This window comes from Paenibacillus chungangensis (assembly GCF_042675905.1).
Taxonomy (GTDB): domain Bacteria; phylum Bacillota; class Bacilli; order Paenibacillales; family Paenibacillaceae; genus Pristimantibacillus; species Pristimantibacillus chungangensis.
The window spans coordinates 44,020-62,283 of record NZ_JBHTJZ010000011.1 but is presented as its reverse complement, the minus strand read 5'-3'; the positions used below and the strand labels follow the sequence as shown (position 1 = coordinate 62,283).

Here is an 18,264-nt window from a genome sequence, read left to right as displayed (position 1 = left end):
GAGAAAGTTGATAGAAAATAAAGCTTGACTTCCAATTGCGCATACATGTAATATACATGTCTGTAAAGGTATGTTCACTATTTTTTCAAGGCAAACATTATTTTGAAGGGAGAGAGGATTGTGCGCTTTACAGGTAGGGGGAAGTCGTTTATTGTCTTTTTATGTATGGTTATGGTAGCGCTTTCTATGGCTGGAACACCGCAAGCTGCGGTGCGGGCGGAATTGGCCCAACCTCCGGTTATACAAGAGGAGCTGTTTAATTTCGGGTTTGAGGAGGGAGAGGTAGACGGAGCAATACCGGGCTGGACGCAAAACTTTGGCGTAGGTAAAAATGGATCGGTTACCGTCGATTCCACGAATGTACTTGAAGGAAATTGGAGTCTGAAAATAACCGATAACGACAATACGTCACTATTTGGCATGGACAGCGACAAGTTCGCTGTTGAAAAAGGAAAATTATACACCGTAACCTCTTCTGTCTATATTGGCAGCGGTTCTAATATTCAATTGCAAATCCGTTATTATGGAGAAAACGATGTGCTCTTGCAACCGATTAAAACACATAATGACAACTATCAAAATGCGCCGACGAACGTATGGCAAACGATAACGGTCAGCGATATCGCCCCGGCAGAAGCTGTGAGCGCTTCCGTTGTTGTGGTTAACGCGAAATCTTCAAGAGGCGTGAGCTATTGGGACAATATGGTGGTCACGAAGCAAGCAGTCCCTGAAGAACCGGAACCGGAGCCTTCCGATCCTGTGCGCTTCCTTGCTAATGCAAGCTTTGAGGAAAGCGGCGCCGACAGCATGATCCCCAATTGGACAATCAAGTCGGGAACGCCGACGGTCAGCTCCGAGCAGGCGGCTGTCGGTAACAACAGTCTGAAGCTGCACTTGGTGGAGAACCAGGGCCAAAGCGCGATCAACATTGAATCTGATCTGATGGATGTGGAGGAGAATGCGACTTATGTGTTCTCGGCGCAAGTGTTGCTTGAGCTTGGCGGGATTCAAGGTTTCTACGTGTATGTGTACGACAAGAACGGTGAGCTGGTGAAAAGCGCGGATAACAAAGACTTCCATATGTACGCAGCGGAGACAAAACCCGATGGCAAATGGAAATATATTCAGCAAGCGTTCACAGTGCAGCCGGGCGGTGCGAAGCTTAAGGTTGCGCTTATAACCGGAGCCAAACGCTCCTTCACCTTCTATGTGGATGAAGTGAGCGTCCTGAAGCAAGTGGTCAACGGTAATTTCGAACAACCGGTATCAGATGGCGTCATTCCTGGCTGGAGCAAGACGAAGCCGGCTGATGCTGACTCGTTCACACTGTCAAGTGAGTACAAGGATGAAGGAGAATACAGTCTCCATATTAAGAATACGCCGGGACAATACATCAATGTAATCAGTGATCTCATTCCCGTCGAAGCCGGGGCGACCTACACCGCAGTATCGCGCAGCCTGGTCGAGACGCGCTCGGCGGATATGTACTTACGCTTCTTCGATGAGAACGGTGCGTATATGAATAAACAAAGCTGGAACATTGCAGGCGAGCCATTCGGCGAATGGTTCGATCAGTATATTGTAGCTGAAGCGCCGGAGGGAGCGCATTATGCCGCGATTCTGTTCGCCGGCAGTGATCGTAGAACGTATTCCTATTATATCGATAATATTCAGCTGATGCGCGGCAATCACGAGATGAAAGAAGAGCCGCTTCCGGAAGATTCCATCACGATCCTCGGAGAAAATCTGGGACCGCAAATTCGCAAGGCGACCATGATGCGCGGCGCTGTCGGCAAGGATGGAGAGGGAAGAGATGTGGTCTACTCCGTTGTGGCGGGGGCTCCGTCCATATTCACTATGATCGATATTGAGACCGAGCAAGTTGTCAAGAGCATTCCGATGCCTGATACATCCGGCGCATGGTCGGTTACGATGTCAAGTGACGGTTCGGTATATATGGGCGCCTATAATCTGGGCTTGCTATATCGCTATATTCCGTCAACGGACGAACTGGTTAATCTGGGACATCCTCTCTCTACGAAGGATTCCGTGCTTTATCCGATGGCGGCAGGGAAGGACGGCGTCATGTACGGCAGTACGTATCCGACTGCGCATCTGTATGCGTACGATCCTTCGACGAATGCCTATACCGATTACGGAACGATGTCGACACTTACGAGCGGTGAACGCTGGACGCGAGTGACCGTGTACGATGAGGAGACACATAAGATCTACGCCGGTGTAGGCAATGTACCCCGGCTGCTGGAGTACGATTTGGCGACAGGGGCCAAGCGCGACCTGCTTCCCGCTGGCTTCGAAAACATTGTATCCGTCTATGATCTTAATCTTGCCGATGGCCGATTGTTCGCACGCAAGGAAGCGAACAACGGCAACGAAACATTCGTTGTCGATATTGCGAGCGGCGACCTGGTCGAGGTGACGAACGCCGATACAGGCGAGAAGTCGACGACGTTCATTAATTTCTCGCGCGGCATGTCGCCGGTGTCTCCGGTTGCGAACAAGCTTTACTTCGCCGGGGCTGGCGGTGAATTGTTCGAATATGATCTGGATACGAATAGCTATCGTTCGACAGGCGCTTCCATTGAAGGCGCGGCAATCGGCTATGCGTTCGTGGAGCTGAATGAAGCGGGCTTCCCGGGTTATAGTCTTGTCGGCTTATCCGGCAATTCAGGGAAGATGTTCAAGTACAACCTGGAGACGGGAGCGGTCAGGCTGACCGATATTCAAGTGCCGGCAGAACCTGTCAACATCCATGAGATTGTGAAAGGACCGGATGGAAAAATCTATACAGCCGGTTACTTGCAAGGCAATCTCGGCGTATATACCCCTTCCACGGGCGACAGTATGTATTATGAAGGCATCGGCCAGGGCGAAGGCATGACCGTTATTCATAACAAGCTCTATCTTGGCGTATATCCCGGCGCGTCGATTATGGAATACGATCTGGCGCAGCCATGGAACCGCACGAACGCCGACAAGCTGAATCCGAATCGCCTCTTCACACTTGGCGACTTGAATCAGGATCGGCCATTCGGAATGGCGGGCGCGGAAGATTACAACAAGCTATTCGTCGGTACAGTGCCGAAGAACGGCATGCTGGGCGGAGCGTTGGCGGTCTATGATCTGAAAGAGCGCGGCGAGCCTGAAGTATACGAGAATATAATACCGAACCAGAGCGTTCTCTCCTTGGTATACAAGGATGGGCTTCTGTATGGCGGCACGTCCATTCATGGCGGACAGGGCGGTGTGCCGACAGCGACTGAAGCGAGACTGTTCGTATGGGATGTGCTGAATAAGGAGATTGTGTTCGAGACGGTGCCTGCGCCGGGCAGACAAGCAATTACCGCTCTGCATCTCGGACCGGACGGCAATGTATGGGGGCTGGCTAACGGTGAGTTGTTCATCTTCGATACTGTGACGAGACAAGTCATTCATAGCCAGAACGCATTCCCGGGAGCGGTCGGCCGTTGGATCGACGGTTCGATGGAGACGGGCACGGACGGCAATGTATATGCCACAGTCGCCGGGAAGTTCTTTAAGGTAGATGCTGCGACGAAGGAAGTTACCGTATTGGCTTCCGGAGTGCGCAAGCTTGCACAAGATGACTTCGGCAGCTTCTATATGTATACCGATCCGGAGTCTCCTAATTTATATAAGTACACTATTGATGAGCTGATCTTGAAGCTGACAGGCGCAGAGCTGTCGATTGAAGCGGCTGAGCTTGAGGTAGGCGAGACGACCAAGATTGAATTGCTCGGTCTGCTGGAGAAGGATCGCACGACGAAGGACTTGTCCGGCGCGGAGATTAGCTATACAGTCGGCAATCCGGTAGTGGCAAGTATAGACGGTGAGGGCGTCGTTACGGCCATGCAAGCGGGCTCAACCGAACTCTTCGCTACCGTGAAGTTGAATGGCATGTCGGTGGAGTCGAATACGATTCAGCTTACGGTTACAACTAAGGAAGGGGGGCGCGGCGGATCGTCTTCGACTGGAGGAACGCTTGGGGAGACGATTGAAGTCACCGTTGGTGCCGATGGCGAACAGGATGAACGTCCAGGCGTGAAGCTGAGCATTATACGGACGAAGCAATCGAACGGGACAATACAAGATGAGCTTCATCTGGATGAGCAGAAGACAAAAGAAATAATCGAACGACTTGACAGTGCCGGAGGTGGTTCTAAAGTCGCGGTTATACCGATGCCTGACGAAGAAGATGAAGTCGGCGAATGGCTATTCAACATCGATCAGGAAGCGGCGCAGCTGCTATCTGAAGCGGATGTCGAGCTTGTACTTGCCAATGGCAATGTGAAGGTGGTTATTCCGGCAGCTTCGTTGCAGCAGTTGAATGAGGGCATCTACTTCCGAATTACGCCGCTGCGCTCGGATGACGAGAAAATGGCTATTGAGAGCAGAGCCAATACTGATGAGGCAATTGCAGAGGTTGAACGGAATGAAGGGATTGAAGCAATTGGCCGTCCCATCAGAATCGAGACCAATCTGCAGGGCAAGCTTGTTATGTTAACGTTGCCTATTGACCCGGATGTGTACGATGAAGCGGAATGGGGACAACTAGGCGTATATATTGAGCATAGTGACGGCAGCAGGTCTCTTGTAGGCGGTGAAGTCGTAGATATGAATCGCTCGGGCCAGAAGGGATTGCGAATTGAAGTCGATTCATTCAGCGTGTTCACAATGGTTCAAGTACAAGGCTGGCAAGAGGTAGAGGTTGCAGCTGTTCCAAAGTATATGCATGGCTATGAAGACGGAACCTTCCGACCGAATAACCCTGTCACGCGTGCGGAAGTCGCAGCCATGCTCTCGCGCATTGCCGGCAGTGATACAGATGCTGGAAGCAGTCCATCTGAAGACAGAGTATTCTTCGACGATGTTCCACGAAGTCACTGGGCGCATTCATCCGTGCTGCAGACGATTCAATTGCAATGGATGAAGGGATATCCCGATGGAGGCTTCAAGCCGGACAGGGCGATAACGCGCGCAGAAATGGCAACCGTGCTGCTGCAGCTGATTGAAAGCGCGGAGCAAGAGAGCAGAGCAGCCATCAATGGAGTTGCTGTAGCCGGTGTACTTGAGTCAAGCGCGAATAGCTCTTCCGCGGCATTCTCTGATATGGATGGTCACTGGTCGGAGGAGACGGTTGCGAAGCTGCAGGCTCTTGGTGTCATAAGCGGCTATATGGACGGCACATTCCGTCCCGATCAGTCCTTGACAAGAGCCGAAGCCGTCAAGATGATGAATGAGCTGCTGGGTATTGAACCTGATGCAGATGGGGCACCGATATGGAATGATGTACCTTCCAATCATTGGGCTTATGGGGCCATACAAGCGGTGTCTGTAAAAGAATGATGTTCAAATAATATTTAACAAACAGGAAAAAAACCGCTTCCGATGCAATGAAGTTGAGCAATCTTCAATGCAGCCGCCGGAAGCGGTTTTTCTTGTTTTACTCCTTAATCGCCCCCAGCACCATACCTTTTACAAAGTACTTTTGCAGGAACGGGTAGACGGCCAGAATCGGCAAGGCTCCGATAAAAATTTGCGCAGCTTTCACTGTTTTGTTCGAGATGTTCTCCAGATCCCGGCTCGCAGTGCCGAGCTGGGAGGTGTCAATCTGGACCAGAATAGTCTGGAGAAAAGTGGATAGCGGGTATTTCTCCGCTCTCGTCATGTAGATGAGGCCGTCGAACCAGGAATTCCAATGGAAGACCATCGTGAAGAGCGACAAGGTGGCAACGGCCGGCATCGAGATCGGCAGGAATATGGTCAGCAGAATTCGGAATTGTCCCGCTCCGTCGATGAGCGCGGCTTCTTCCAGTTCCCGCGGTACGCCGCGAAAGAAGCTCATCATCAGAATGAGTAGCCAGACGTTGACTGTGGAAGGCAGGATGAGCGCCCATAGGGAGTTCATGAGTCCCAGCTTCTGCACGACGATATAGGTGGGTACCAGTCCTCCGTTGAACAGCAGAATAATAATGAAAAACCAGGAGTAGAACGATCTAGTGCGGAATGCGCCTTTCGTCTTCGACAGCGGATAAGCGGCCAGGAAGATAACGATCATGCCGAATAGCGTACCGACGATCGTTCGTTGAAACGCGATGCCGAGCGACTGCAGAAAGTCGGGATTGGCCAATGTCTTCCGATAAGCGTCCAAAGTGATGTCTATCGGCAGCAGTGTGACGAGATTAGCGTTGGCCGGCGCTCTTCCGCTTAAGGATACGGCCAGCGTGTGCCACAGCGGCAGCATGCACAGGACGGCAATGAACAGAAGCATGAAGTAGTTCAATACGCTGAACAGGCGGTAGGGCTTTGTTTTATAGTACATAGCTTGCCTCCTAGAAAATTCGGTAATTAGCGGCACGGTAAGCGATAGAATAGACGGCTACGACGAGAATGAGACTGACCACGGACTTGAACAGTCCGACAGCTGCAGAGAAGCTCATCTGCTGGTCTAGTATGCCGACCCGATAGACGAATGTATCGATAATATCCCCCTTGCTGTATACCATGGGATTGTACAGGTTGAATATCTGATCAAAGCCGGCGCTTAGTATGTTGCTCAGCTCCAGCGTCGTGCACACCATAATGATCGGCACCAGGGCAGGCAGGGTTACGAAGAGCGTCTGCTGCCAGCGGCTTGCCCCGTCAACCTCAGCCGCCTCATACAGATTGGGATTGATGCTGCCGAGAGCCGCAAGATAGATAATGGTGCCGTAGCCGAATTCCTTCCATATATGACTGACTACAGCCGTGAATCGGAACCAGTCGCCGTCCCCCAGGAAGAAGATGGGTTCAAGCCCGAACCAGCCCTGCAATATGCGGTTAACGAGTCCGGACTGCGGGGACAGCAGATCGACTAGAATGCCGCCTAGAATAACCCAAGACAGGAAGTGAGGCAAGTAGACGAGTGTCTGCACTGTGCGTTTGAAAGCCAGCTTGCGCACTTCATTCAGAAGTAGTGCGAACGTGACGGGCACGACAATAATGAACACTATTTTCAGGGAAGCGATAATGAAGGTATTCCAGATGACTTGCCTGCTGTCATCCCGTTCGAAGATCGCCTGAAAGTGTTCAAGTCCGGCCCATTCGGAGTGCAAGAAGCCCGTCCACGGCTTGAAGTGCTGGAAGGACATGACGACGCCGAACATGGGAAGATAATTGAACAGAATAGCAAGAATGATTGCGGGCAAGAGCATGGCATGGAACGGCCAGGCGATTCGCGGCAACCTTCGTTTGATGCTTGATTTGACATGCGGGTCCATAGGCAATCCATCCTTTTCATCGATTTCCTCTCCATTGTAGCAGGTTGGTTTTTTCCTCTATATAACTCATCGTTAACATGGAATACCGTTTTATTAACCCCGTAATGTCATGTTAAGTTCCTGTGAAGAAGTGAAGTCAATCTTAATAAAAGCGTATTTCGTAGTTAATAATCTGTTATTTCTCTCCGAACAAAACACGGGTAGGATTAATAGTGAAGTTGGATGATACTCAGTCGATTGGAGGAAGGGAAATGACGCGCACTACTCGCAGAAGCTTATTGTTGGCGCTTGCAATGGTTACAGTGGCCGCAACGCTGGTGGGTTGTACAGGCAAGAATGAAAATGGAAAAGGGGACCCGCCGCCATCCAAGACGGCAGGCGCAGATTCGGGCCAACCCGAATCCGGGAATACGAATGAGTTACCTATGAAGGACGGAAAATACGATCCTCCTGTCACGATTACGACAGTAAAACGTCTTGCAGGAGCGGTTGAATTCAAAAACGGCGAGACGGCGGACGACAACGTCCACTACCGCTGGGCCAAAGAGAAACTTGGAATTGAAATAAAAAATCTGTGGTCGGTGAAGGATACGAACGGCGCATATGCGACGAAGCTGAAGCTGGCGCTGTCCTCAAACGAGAAAATGCCGGATGTGCTGTTCGCTAGCGGAGCGGAAGCACAACTGCTGATCGACTCCGGCAAGTTCATGGAAGTAGGCGAACTGTTCGACAAGTATGCCAGCGATACATGGAAGAAAGCGATGAATGAAGACCCCACTGTCTGGTACGAATTCACGAGAGACGGTAAGCGGTACGGCATACCGAATCTGGACTACGATTACAACAACGACCCCGTCCTGTGGGTGCGAGGCGATTGGATGACGAAGCTGAATTTGGAACCACCTACGAATCTCGAGGAATATGAAAAGATGCTGGACGCCTTCACGAACGACGATCCCGACGGTGACGGACAGAACAATACGTACGGCGTGTCCACGGGCTTGAAGAGTTCTTATGGCGATTCCTTCGGATTAGGCTGGGTCTTCGGCGCATATGGCTCCATGCCAAGCTTCTGGCTGAAGCAGGAGGATGGCAGCTTGGCTTATGGCTCCGTGCTTCCGCAGATTAAGGAAGGACTGCAGAAGCTGAAGGATTGGGTACAGAAGGGATATATTCCATTGGAGGCGAGCATCTGGGACGCATCCAAAGCGGGCTCGTTCATGTCGGCAGGCAGCGCGGGCAGCTTCGCTGGGCCATATTGGTCTGAAGCATGGCCGATGGGCGATCTGAACAAGAACAATCCCGATGCGGAGCTGACCACATTCACGCTGCCGGTTGGGCCGGACGGCACGAGCATGCACTACGGCAGACACCCTTACAACGGTGGATTATTCATTAACAAGGACATGAAGAATCCGGAGATTTTCTTCACGTATGCCAATTACATGTTCGACCATGTCGCCGATCCGAAAGCGGGAGGCGAATTCGAGAACGGCTGGGCGAAGGGATATGACTGGGATATCGTGGACGGTGAAGTCACGTACGATCTGAGCAAAATTCCGGGAGGCGGCGTACGCGTATTTTTCTACGGATTGCTGGATCAAGGACCGCGCATTCCTTCCCAGAACGTGCAGGCGCTTGTGAAGATTGCGGAGTCCGGCAAGCCGGAAACGCCGTACGAGAAAATCTGGGGCGGCTTCGTACCGCCGATCGAGCTGCAATCCGCAACGGACGTCTGGAATTCACGCCAATTCTCCGTCAAAAACGCTTTTACCGGCGGAGCTACCGCTACGATGGAGAGCAAGTGGGATTATCTGAAAAAGCTTGAAATGGAGACGTACAGTAAAATTATATTCGGCAATGAGCCCGTTGAAGCGTTCGATGCATTCGTGGAAAAGTGGCAAGCGCAAGGCGGAGAGCAGATTACGAAGGAAGTCAACGAATGGTATAAGAGCGTGACGCAGTAGGAGGTTTATTGGCACATTTCCTGGGGGCGCGCACTGTAGCCATAGTGCAAAATGGCGGGCTATGTTACGATCAATCACGTAAACACAACTCCAATGCAGGGCGCGTGATAACTCTATGAAAGCTATGGACCTGAAGCTGAACAGCTTCTCAAAAGTGCTTATTCTCGTTATTGGCTTGCTGGTGCTGATGATGCTGTTCTTCTCTATCTATAATCGAATTACAGTGGACGTCATCAAGCGCGAGATTGAGGCGGCCAATCTGAACAAGCTCATGTTCCTGAAAAACCAGCTGGAGGAGAAGTTCAATGGCATCTCCATTAATTCCATTATGCTGGCTAATGATCCCGAAATACGGGAACTGGAGTACAAGCAGTTGTCAGGAGACCCCTACGATCGACAGAAGCTGAAGCGAAGCATTCTGGAGCAGATCTCCCTGCAGTCGGGCATTACAGGCTGGTGGACGGACATTACGGTGTATTCCAGATTGACGCACGAAGTCATCTCTACGACCAGTAATACGTTCGACTTCGAGGATGCGGAGCTAATCGGCGGGATCAAGAAGGGGTGGCAATACGATGCAGGCGCATCGGAGGATCAGGGCACCTTCGTCTGGCATGCCGTCGCACCGAGCGATGCCTATGAAGATCTGGCTTCCGCGCGCCTCATTATCAAGACGGCTATGGGGACGGAAGATCTGCGGAGCATGCTGGATCAATATAAGGCCGATGGGCACGGAGATCCGATGCTTTACAGCCCGCAATTCGGTCTAATTAGTAACCATACAATTGATGCGAGCTACGCATCGGACGTACGGGCTTACCTGGACTCCATCGATCTGGAGGAGGGACAGAGCAACTTGTCCTTACAGCTGTCCGATCAGCATTATGTCGCCACCTATCAGCGGTTGTACGGCCTCGATTGGTATCTTGTCGATTCCATTCCGGTCGATCAAATGTTATCTCCCGTGACGAAGGCACGTCATCTATTCTATACGTTCACAGCGGCCTTACTGCTTCTGAGCATAGCTGCCGCCAATATATTATATCGTCAGCTTCAGGTGCCCATCCGTGAATTAATCAAGAACATACAAGGAATCAAGCGGGGCAATTACGCCTCGCGTATCCGGATGGAGGGCTCCGGTGAGTTCGTCTTCCTGTTCCGCCGATTCAATGAGATGGCCGAGGAGATCCAGACCTTGCTGGAGAGGGTGTACGAGGAGCGCATTCGTTCCAGGGAGGCGCTGTTGAAGCAACTGCAGTCGCAGATTAATCCCCACTTCCTGTACAACTGCTTGTTCTTCATCAAAAATCAGGCCCGTCTCGGAGAAGAGGAAGCCGTGGTTGCCATGGCGCTGAATCTTGGCGAATACTTCCGGTATACGACTCGTCTCGGCAAGGGAACGACAAAGCTGCAGGATGAGCTGGATGTCATCGTCAACTATTTAGAAATTCAAAACCTGCGGACCAATCGTTTCTCCTACCGAATGGATATTCCAGAATCCATGAAGGGATTGGAAATTCCACGGCTGATCCTGCAGCCTGTGATCGAGAATTCAGTCATTCACGGCATAGAACCGAGGGATGGGCACGCTCATATTTCCATCGTCGGGGAGCAAGACGCACCTGTCTGCCGAATTATTGTCTCAGATGACGGCGTAGGAATCGGGGAACGTGAGCTCCAGGAGCTGCAGACCCGTCTGGACAGCGCGGATAATCCCGATAACGTATCGTTCGGACTGTGGAATGTCAATCAGCGGATTAAGCTGATGTTCGGAGGGGAATCGGGCCTCAGTGTGGCGCGGAACCCCGACGGAGGCACGGTCGTGACGCTAACATTTCTCGTGAAGGAGGATACCGCATGTTCCGAATTCTAATCGTGGATGATGAACCGTCGGTCGTCAATGCCATCTTCCAGACGATGCCATGGGGCGAGCTGGATATCGAGGAGGCGTTGTGCGCTTATTCTGCCAGGGAAGCGCTGGCGATCGTGGAGCAACAGTATGTGGACATCGTGCTGACGGATATTCGCATGCCGGGGATGGATGGTATCCAGCTCATGCAGGCGATACGGACGTATTCCAGCCGCGTGAAGTTCATCCTGCTTACCGGTCATGCCGAATTCGAATATGCGCAACAAGCGTTGAAGCTGGATGCGGCAGATTATTTGCTGAAGCCGGTTCGCGACGAGACGTTGATGCAGTCGATCCGCCAACTGACGGAGGCGATGCGGAAGGAATGGACGGATATCTCCTCTCAGCAATCCACGAAGCAATATATTCGCCAGCATCTGCCGACGCTTCGTTCCGATCTGCTACGCAACTTGCTGGAAGGCCGCATATCCACCAAGGATGCGGCGGGCAAGCTGCAGCTGCTGGAGTTGCCCTACCATGAGGGGGATAACGCCTACCCTGCGGTGGTGAGAATGGAGCGTCCGGCTTATTCCGGTCATCATCTGTCGTTAATGGAATATTCAGTTATCAATATCGCGGAAGAGGTAATGGGTCCTATCTGCGAGCTATGGAGCTGCAAGGATGTTCATGGCTATCAAGTGATTATCATAAAACCGAGAAACCCCGGGGATGGGGCGAGTCATGCGGATTCCGTCTCCCGGCTGCTGAGCCAATGGCAGCATCTGGTCCATCATTACTTGCATGTGAATATATCCGTCGTATATGGGATATGTCAATCCTTCCCCTATGACTTGCCTGACGTATACGAGCGGGCCGTTCAGACATTGAGAAGAAGAGTTGGATCGGATGCCGGTCTGCTGCTAACGGCAGGAGCAGAAGCAGTATCCGTCGTAAGGGCGGCTTCCGTCTTGCATTCTCCTCCCTCTATTTCTCATCTTTTCTCAGCGGGCTTGTGGGAGGATGCGAGAGAGAAGCTGCGGGGCATCTTTGCGGATGCGGAGTCTGCTCATAATAACGGCGGGCTTCATGCAGATTTTTTGTCCGAAATCTATCATACGCTGCTATCGGCTTGCTATCATTATGCTCATGCGAACGGACAGACGGTCGCTCAGGCGCTGCAGTGCGAGGGAGATATCTCGTTCTATCAATCGGCGGAGCTTGTACAATCGGTGCCTATGCTCAAAAACTGGGCGTTCGAGGTATGTCGTAGGCTTTCGGTTGCGAATAGCGATGAAATCCAGGATGCCAGGGAGTCGCTTATTGAACAAATTCAAGAGTATATTCATGTGCATCTGGCGGAGGATGTGTCGCTCCAGACACTTGCGGATCATGTCGGCATGCATCCCGTCTATCTCTCCAAAATATATAAGATGATTACCGGTGAAGGGCTGAAGGATTATCTGTCTCGCTTGCGCATGGAGCGGGCTGTTCAGTTGCTAGACAACAAGGATTACAGAGTGTATGAGATTGCCGGTCAGATCGGTTATCTGAACACGGCGTATTTCATCAAGGTATTCAAGAAGACATACGGCGTTACGCCGCAGGAATATCGGGACAAGCAAGGAAAAGGTTAATCAGACAATGGAGGAGTGCTGAGAATGGAAGTGACTATTCATGCCGATCAAGGGATCGGTCTCTTCAAGCCGGTTCACGGTGTCAATAACGGTCCCGTTACTTACGGCTCGTTAGTAGATGTGACAGACTATTATGTCGATATGGGAGTGCCGCTCGTTCGGCTCCATGATCCGAACTGGCCTCATCCGCGAGAAGTGGATATGCATATCATCTTCCCGGATTTCGACAAGGATCCCGCCGATCCTGCAAGCTACAACTTCACCCAGACCGACGAATATATGCGCACGGTTGCGGCAACGGGAGCGAAGATACTGTACCGGCTCGGGGAGAGCATCGAGCATACGGAGAAGAAGTACTTCGTCCATCCGCCTTCTGATTATGCGAAGTGGGCCCAGATCTGTATCGGCATTATTCGTCATTACAACTACGGCTGGGCAGACGGCTTCCATTACGGTATTGATTACTGGGAGATCTGGAACGAGCCGGACTATAGTGTGCGCATGTGGTCGGGCACCCATGAGCAGTATTACGAGCTTTATGAGACGGCAGCCAAGGCGATCAAGGCGTTCGATCCCAAGCTGAAGGTGGGCGGACCTGCTGTAGCCGGGCCGGCTAGAGAGTTCGTGCCGGAGTTCCTGGACTACTGCAGGCGTGCGGAAGCGCCGCTGGACTTCTTCTCTTGGCATACGTACACGGCAGATCCGCAGGTGATTGCACGTCACGCTCGGCATGTGCGTGGGCTGCTGGATCAATACGGCTATACCGAGGCGGAAAGCCACTTCAACGAATGGAACTACTTCACCGGAGATTTCGCAACGATCTGGAAGAAAGGGAATGAAAGGCTGCGCAAGGATGTGTTCGACAGGCAGAAGAGCGAGGAAGGGGCTTCCTTCGCTGCGCATGTGCTGTCCCTGCTTCAAGATCTGCCGGTCGACTATGCCAATTATTACGACGCGCAGCCGACGGCATTATTTTGCGGCCTGTTCGACTATTACGGCGTACCGCAGAAGAGCTTCTACGCCTTCCATGCTTTCGATAAGCTGCTAAGACATGACGCCAGGCTGGCGTGTACGATTGGGGAGGCGAGCGACGGGGTATCCTGTCTGGCCGGCAGAGGCGGCAATGGCGATATCGCTGTACTGATCAGCCACTTCCGCGAGGAGGAAGAGGAGTATAAGTTGCGTATCGCAGGAGAGGGCATCGTGCCGGAGGACCGGTTCACGGTCTATCGAATCGATGCCGAGAGAAGCTTCGAGGCGGAGGAGAGCGGAACGGTCGGATCGGGGGAGCTGGTGCTGCGCGCACCGAAGCATTCCATTCTCTATGTGAGCATAGAGAAGCGTTAGTCACTAAGATACAGAGTCGGAATATTACGGCGATTGTCTATGCAACCACCTAATTCAAGAGGAGGTTATTCAGCATGCAATACGACGAATATAGAGGGAAAAAGTGGGGAGTAGTTATCTTGCTCTCCGTTGCAGTCGCGCTACTGATGGCAGTAATGCTTGCGACTGCGGCTGCGGCGACTACTGGAGCGGAGGCGGGCGTTACGAGCGAGGACCCCGGCTTCACTTACGGTCCGGCGGCGCGGGATTGGGTAGAGGCAACCGACTATTATTATTTGGAGAATGAACATGTGAAGATGACGGTGGGCACGGTTCGGCTGAGCACGTTCGACGAGACGGATTACGGTCCGGACGCTTCCGGCAACGATCGATGGGGTTCGTTGACGAAGGGCAGTCTGATGGATGCGGCGCCGAAGCCCGGGATGCGCGATAACTTGGATTATACAGAATTCGTGCTGCGAAGCGAGCCTGCCCGGACTTGGTGGTATCCCGCCGAGAAGCTGGAGCATGATGCGATTGGCATTGCAGGAGACACGATAGCGGCAAGCGGCGATTGGGACGCCAATCCGGACATAAAGTCCTCGATTATCTACTCTCTTGTGGAAGGCACGCCTCTCATTAAGATGCAGCTAACATTGACGAATGAAGGAGGGGCGCCATTCCAGGGGCATCTTGGCTATATTATCGACTCGGACGAACAACTGGAGCAGCAGAGCTATGTGCCCGGCTGGGGGTGGCGAGGAGGGCAAGTCAGCCAGTACATCACATCCGGCTGGAATCGCAATTATCTGTTCAACGGAAGCCAGGACAAGTACACGGGCCATACGGCGCATGCAATCATCTGGCCGGAATACCAGCAACCGTCAGCTCTTATTCCGGAAGGCTATATTACCGGTGCATGGTTCGAAGTGTCGCTTGCGGCGAACGGTTCGCAGGAGCTGATCATCTATCATCTTCCGCACCGGCCCTCCTCGGCTTACGAGCCTTATGTGACGGCGCAATTCTGGGCCGATGCCGTCCGGGACGGCACATCTGCGGACAATATCGGAGAAGTGTCGGGCATGGTCGCCGACGCATCGGGAGAACCCTCCCCTCATGTGGAGCTGGATCTGTACACCATGGGTGGCGAGCTGATGGGATCGGCGACGACGGATGAGGAGGGAGCGTACCACATTTTCGCCCTGAAGGGACAAGAGTACTTGATCCGAGCCGATAACGAGACAGAGCAAGAGGAACGGACGCTCACTGCTCTGATCGCCGGCGACGCTGCGATAGCGGACTTCACGATGGCAGCGCGGAACATGGAAGTGTTAAGTGGCGTCACGAAGGGAGACCCTGGCTTCACCTATGCGGGCACGTCCAGAGACTGGTGGCCCAATAACGAATACTACTATCTGGAGAGCCCGGAGGTGAAGCTTACGATCGGCACCGTCAGAACTGCAGGCATGGACCCTGTCGATTGGAGCAATAACGCCTCCGGCAACAACAAGTGGGGCTCCCTGACGCCCGGCCATATGATGGACGCGGTGCCAAAGCTGACGGGAGCGGAGAATCTGGACTTTACCGAATTCGTCCTCAGCTCCGACCTTGGCGTTACGCCGGAGGACGAAGCTGACGGCAAGCATATGGAATGGTCGTGGTTCCATCCTCTGGATAAGCTGGAGCTGCCCACTATCAGCCGCAGCAGAGATGCCATTACGGCGCAAGGAGACTGGGACCGGGACGCAGGCATGAAGTCTTCTGTGCGCTATTCTATTGTGGAAGGCACGCCGCTCATTAAGATGGAGATTACGCTCGACAATGAGACGGGAGCCGACTTCGAGGGGCACTTCGGCTATATTATCGATCCCGATCAGCCGGGCGAGCAGCACAGCTATCTGCCCGGCGTGAACTGGGTGTACAATCAGGAGAAGCAGGCGATCAGGGACGGGTGGACGGATAACTATCTGTTCAGCGGCATTCATAATGCATTCTCCGGCAACACCGCCCATGCGATCATCTGGCCGGTGGAGCAGCAGCCGGATATTGTCATGCACGAGGGCATATTCAACGGAGTCTGGTTCAATGCTAGGGTAGCAGACGGAGAACGACAGGAATATGTCGTCTATCATCTGCCCCACGTTCCCGGCCCTGCGGAGAAGCCTTACAACGTAGCGGAATTCTGGTCATCATTCATTCGGGAGCATGGCATTCCGGAGTCGGTTGCCAACGTGACCGGCGAAGTCGCCGATACGGAAGGTAATCCCGTATCCGGAGTGCGAATAACAGCCGTCGACGATAGCGGGACGGCCGTGATGGAAGCGATGACGAACGACAAGGGCAAGTATCAACTGTTCCTCAGGGAAGGTCTCTATACGTTGTCGGCGCAGCACGAGGCGTATGGCGGAGATAGCCTGAGCATCGATCTTACAGAGGTTAGAAGGGGACAAGCGGACTTCGTGATGGATCAGTATGCCGATGTAGCGATAGTCGTTCCGGATCATGTGGCGGCCGGAGAGTTGTTCAATATCGATATTGTCATATCGAATCTGACGAATCAGCCGTTGACGAATGTCTTACTTGATCTTCAGTCACCGTACTTCGTCTACCTGCTGGATGACGATTCGGTAGAGCTGCCTGTACTGGCTGCAGGCGGGCAAGTCTCCATTCAAGTGGAAGCATTGGCGCTGGAAGGCGGCAGGGGACTCGTGCAGGCCACCTCCTATTCCGACAGCTTTGCCATGAAGGGCAAAGCAAGCCTGGATGTAGTCGGAGAAGGCTACTTCGGAGGAGACACTCATTCTCATACCGAGCATAGCGACGGCGTGCATTCGGTAGCCGAGAATGCATCCGGCATGTACGATAGAAGACAGCTATCTTGGATATGGAATACTGATCATAATACGGATTCGCAACGGCAGGATGCGTTAGACGCTACCGGCAGCTACGGAGGAAGGTTCCTGAGCCTGAGCGGCACGGAGATTACGACGGATGAAGGTCACGCGCTGGCGCTTGGATATAGCGGCGTGCCGAGAGCGGATGTCGGCGATCCGGCATCGGGTTATTCGTGGCAGGACAGCATGGACGATGTGACTGGGGAGGGTGCTCTATTCTACATGGCACACCCGTTCGAGCAGACCTTCGCATTCACCGAGCCTTACAGCTGGAGCGGGTTCACCGGCGTGGAGGTGTGGAATGGCACCTGGCATGCGCTCGACGGCGGCGTGAACGAACAGGCCTTCCGCTATTGGGACGAGCTTAACATTCACGGCGATGGCAAGTACTACGGTATCTCGGGCTCGGACGGCCATACGAAGAGCAAGGTCGGAGATCCTTATTCGAAGGGGCGCTTAGCGGAGCTTGCGGAAGAAGACGTGCTGAACATGCTGCGGACAGGGGGCTACTTCGGCTCTAACGGACCCGAGATCCGATTCGAAGCCGACGGCATCGATATGGGCGGCACATTGCGGCTGGAGGAAGCGGGTATCGCTAGCTTTCGAATTCAGGCTTACGATCCGAACAGCGATCTGACGCATATTCGTATCGTGAAGCATAATGTGACCGGGAACATCTCGGATTATGACGGCGGAGAGGTTGTATTCGAAGAAAACCTGACCGGCATGGGCAGGAATACATTCGTGGAGACGGTGCGCTTGCCTGTAGCGAATGATGCGTTCTACCGTCTCGAAGTGCGCAGCGAGAAGGCGCAACCCAACAGCTCGGGAATCGGTCCGCTGACCGGTACGGGATTCGCCTATTCCAATCCGATATGGACCGAGATAATCGGTTCAGTCGCAGCTTCCAATGCGAAGGGCATTGAGAGCATCGTCTATAAGAACAAGAACAAGTATCTCATTGAAGAGCGGTTCGGCATCTTCTCCCTGTTCGTGAAGGATAAGGCGTTCGATCCCAAGAAGCTGAAGGTGTCGGTTAGCGAAGGAGCGAGTGTGCAATCCGTCGTATACACCGAGCTGAAGGGCGGAGAGTCTCCGTTAGGCATGGCCGAGATAACCGTCATGGCTGATGATGGCAGCAGCAACGTGTACCGCTGCTTGATTCAATTGATGGGAGGCGGCGCTTGATCGTGTGCTTGCAGGTTACTGCTTAGGTCGATTCGGTACGAGGTGCGCTTGACAGGGCTAAGTGAGCAAAATGAGCGATAAGCCCCTACTTGCTTTGTCGCTAAGTAG

8 protein-coding genes are annotated in these 18,264 nt (G+C 52.9%); 6 read left to right on the top strand and 2 right to left on the bottom strand.

What is annotated here, in order from left to right; translation table 11 throughout:
• Positions 1-120 precede the first annotated feature (120 nt).
• Positions 121-5,385, top strand: a complete 5,265-nt coding sequence (locus ACFQ2I_RS09925; RefSeq protein WP_377563940.1) for an S-layer homology domain-containing protein — start codon at positions 121-123, stop codon at positions 5,383-5,385.
• 97 nt (positions 5,386-5,482) lie between these two features.
• On the opposite strand, the gene ACFQ2I_RS09920 is transcribed toward ACFQ2I_RS09925, so the two are convergent.
• Both ACFQ2I_RS09920 and ACFQ2I_RS09915 read right to left on the bottom strand, forming a co-directional pair.
• On the bottom strand, positions 5,483-6,361 hold the full coding sequence (locus tag ACFQ2I_RS09920) for a carbohydrate ABC transporter permease (protein ID WP_377563939.1): 879 nt from the start codon (positions 6,359-6,361) through the stop codon (positions 5,483-5,485).
• Positions 6,362-6,371: 10 nt separating this feature from the next.
• Entirely contained in the window at positions 6,372-7,298 is a 927-nt protein-coding gene (locus ACFQ2I_RS09915; RefSeq protein ID WP_377563938.1) for an ABC transporter permease, read from the bottom strand.
• A gap of 251 nt (positions 7,299-7,549) precedes the next feature.
• On the opposite strand from ACFQ2I_RS09915, the gene ACFQ2I_RS09910 reads away from it, so the two are divergent.
• The 5 genes from ACFQ2I_RS09910 to ACFQ2I_RS09890 all read left to right on the top strand — a co-directional run bounded on the left by ACFQ2I_RS09910 (position 7,550) and on the right by ACFQ2I_RS09890 (position 18,156).
• Positions 7,550-9,265 (top strand): extracellular solute-binding protein, encoded by a 1,716-nt coding sequence (locus ACFQ2I_RS09910; protein ID WP_377563937.1) that lies wholly within the window; start codon positions 7,550-7,552, stop codon positions 9,263-9,265.
• A 115-nt stretch (positions 9,266-9,380) separates the two neighbouring features.
• Positions 9,381-11,138 (top strand): sensor histidine kinase, encoded by a 1,758-nt coding sequence (locus ACFQ2I_RS09905; protein ID WP_377563936.1) that lies wholly within the window; start codon positions 9,381-9,383, stop codon positions 11,136-11,138.
• Positions 11,123-12,748, top strand: coding sequence for a response regulator (locus ACFQ2I_RS09900; protein WP_377563935.1), 1,626 nt, complete (start codon positions 11,123-11,125; stop codon positions 12,746-12,748). Before ACFQ2I_RS09905 ends, ACFQ2I_RS09900 begins: the two co-directional genes overlap by 16 nt.
• A 24-nt stretch (positions 12,749-12,772) precedes the next feature.
• A complete protein-coding gene (locus ACFQ2I_RS09895) occupies positions 12,773-14,095 on the top strand; it encodes a GH39 family glycosyl hydrolase (RefSeq protein WP_377563934.1) in 1,323 nt (440 codons plus the stop codon).
• A gap of 74 nt (positions 14,096-14,169) precedes the next feature.
• Positions 14,170-18,156, top strand: coding sequence for a CehA/McbA family metallohydrolase (locus ACFQ2I_RS09890; protein ID WP_377563933.1), 3,987 nt, complete (start codon positions 14,170-14,172; stop codon positions 18,154-18,156).
• Positions 18,157-18,264 lie beyond the last annotated feature (108 nt).

Coding starts and splice junctions, on each gene's coding strand:
- ACFQ2I_RS09920 (WP_377563939.1), bottom strand. CDS start 6,361: ATGTACTATAAAACAAAGCCCTACCGCCTGTTCAGCGTATTGAACTAC.
- ACFQ2I_RS09915 (WP_377563938.1), bottom strand. CDS start 7,298: ATGGACCCGCATGTCAAATCAAGCATCAAACGAAGGTTGCCGCGAATC.
- ACFQ2I_RS09910 (WP_377563937.1), top strand. CDS start 7,550: ATGACGCGCACTACTCGCAGAAGCTTATTGTTGGCGCTTGCAATGGTT.
- ACFQ2I_RS09905 (WP_377563936.1), top strand. CDS start 9,381: ATGAAAGCTATGGACCTGAAGCTGAACAGCTTCTCAAAAGTGCTTATT.
- ACFQ2I_RS09900 (WP_377563935.1), top strand. CDS start 11,123: ATGTTCCGAATTCTAATCGTGGATGATGAACCGTCGGTCGTCAATGCC.
- ACFQ2I_RS09895 (WP_377563934.1), top strand. CDS start 12,773: ATGGAAGTGACTATTCATGCCGATCAAGGGATCGGTCTCTTCAAGCCG.
- ACFQ2I_RS09890 (WP_377563933.1), top strand. CDS start 14,170: ATGCAATACGACGAATATAGAGGGAAAAAGTGGGGAGTAGTTATCTTG.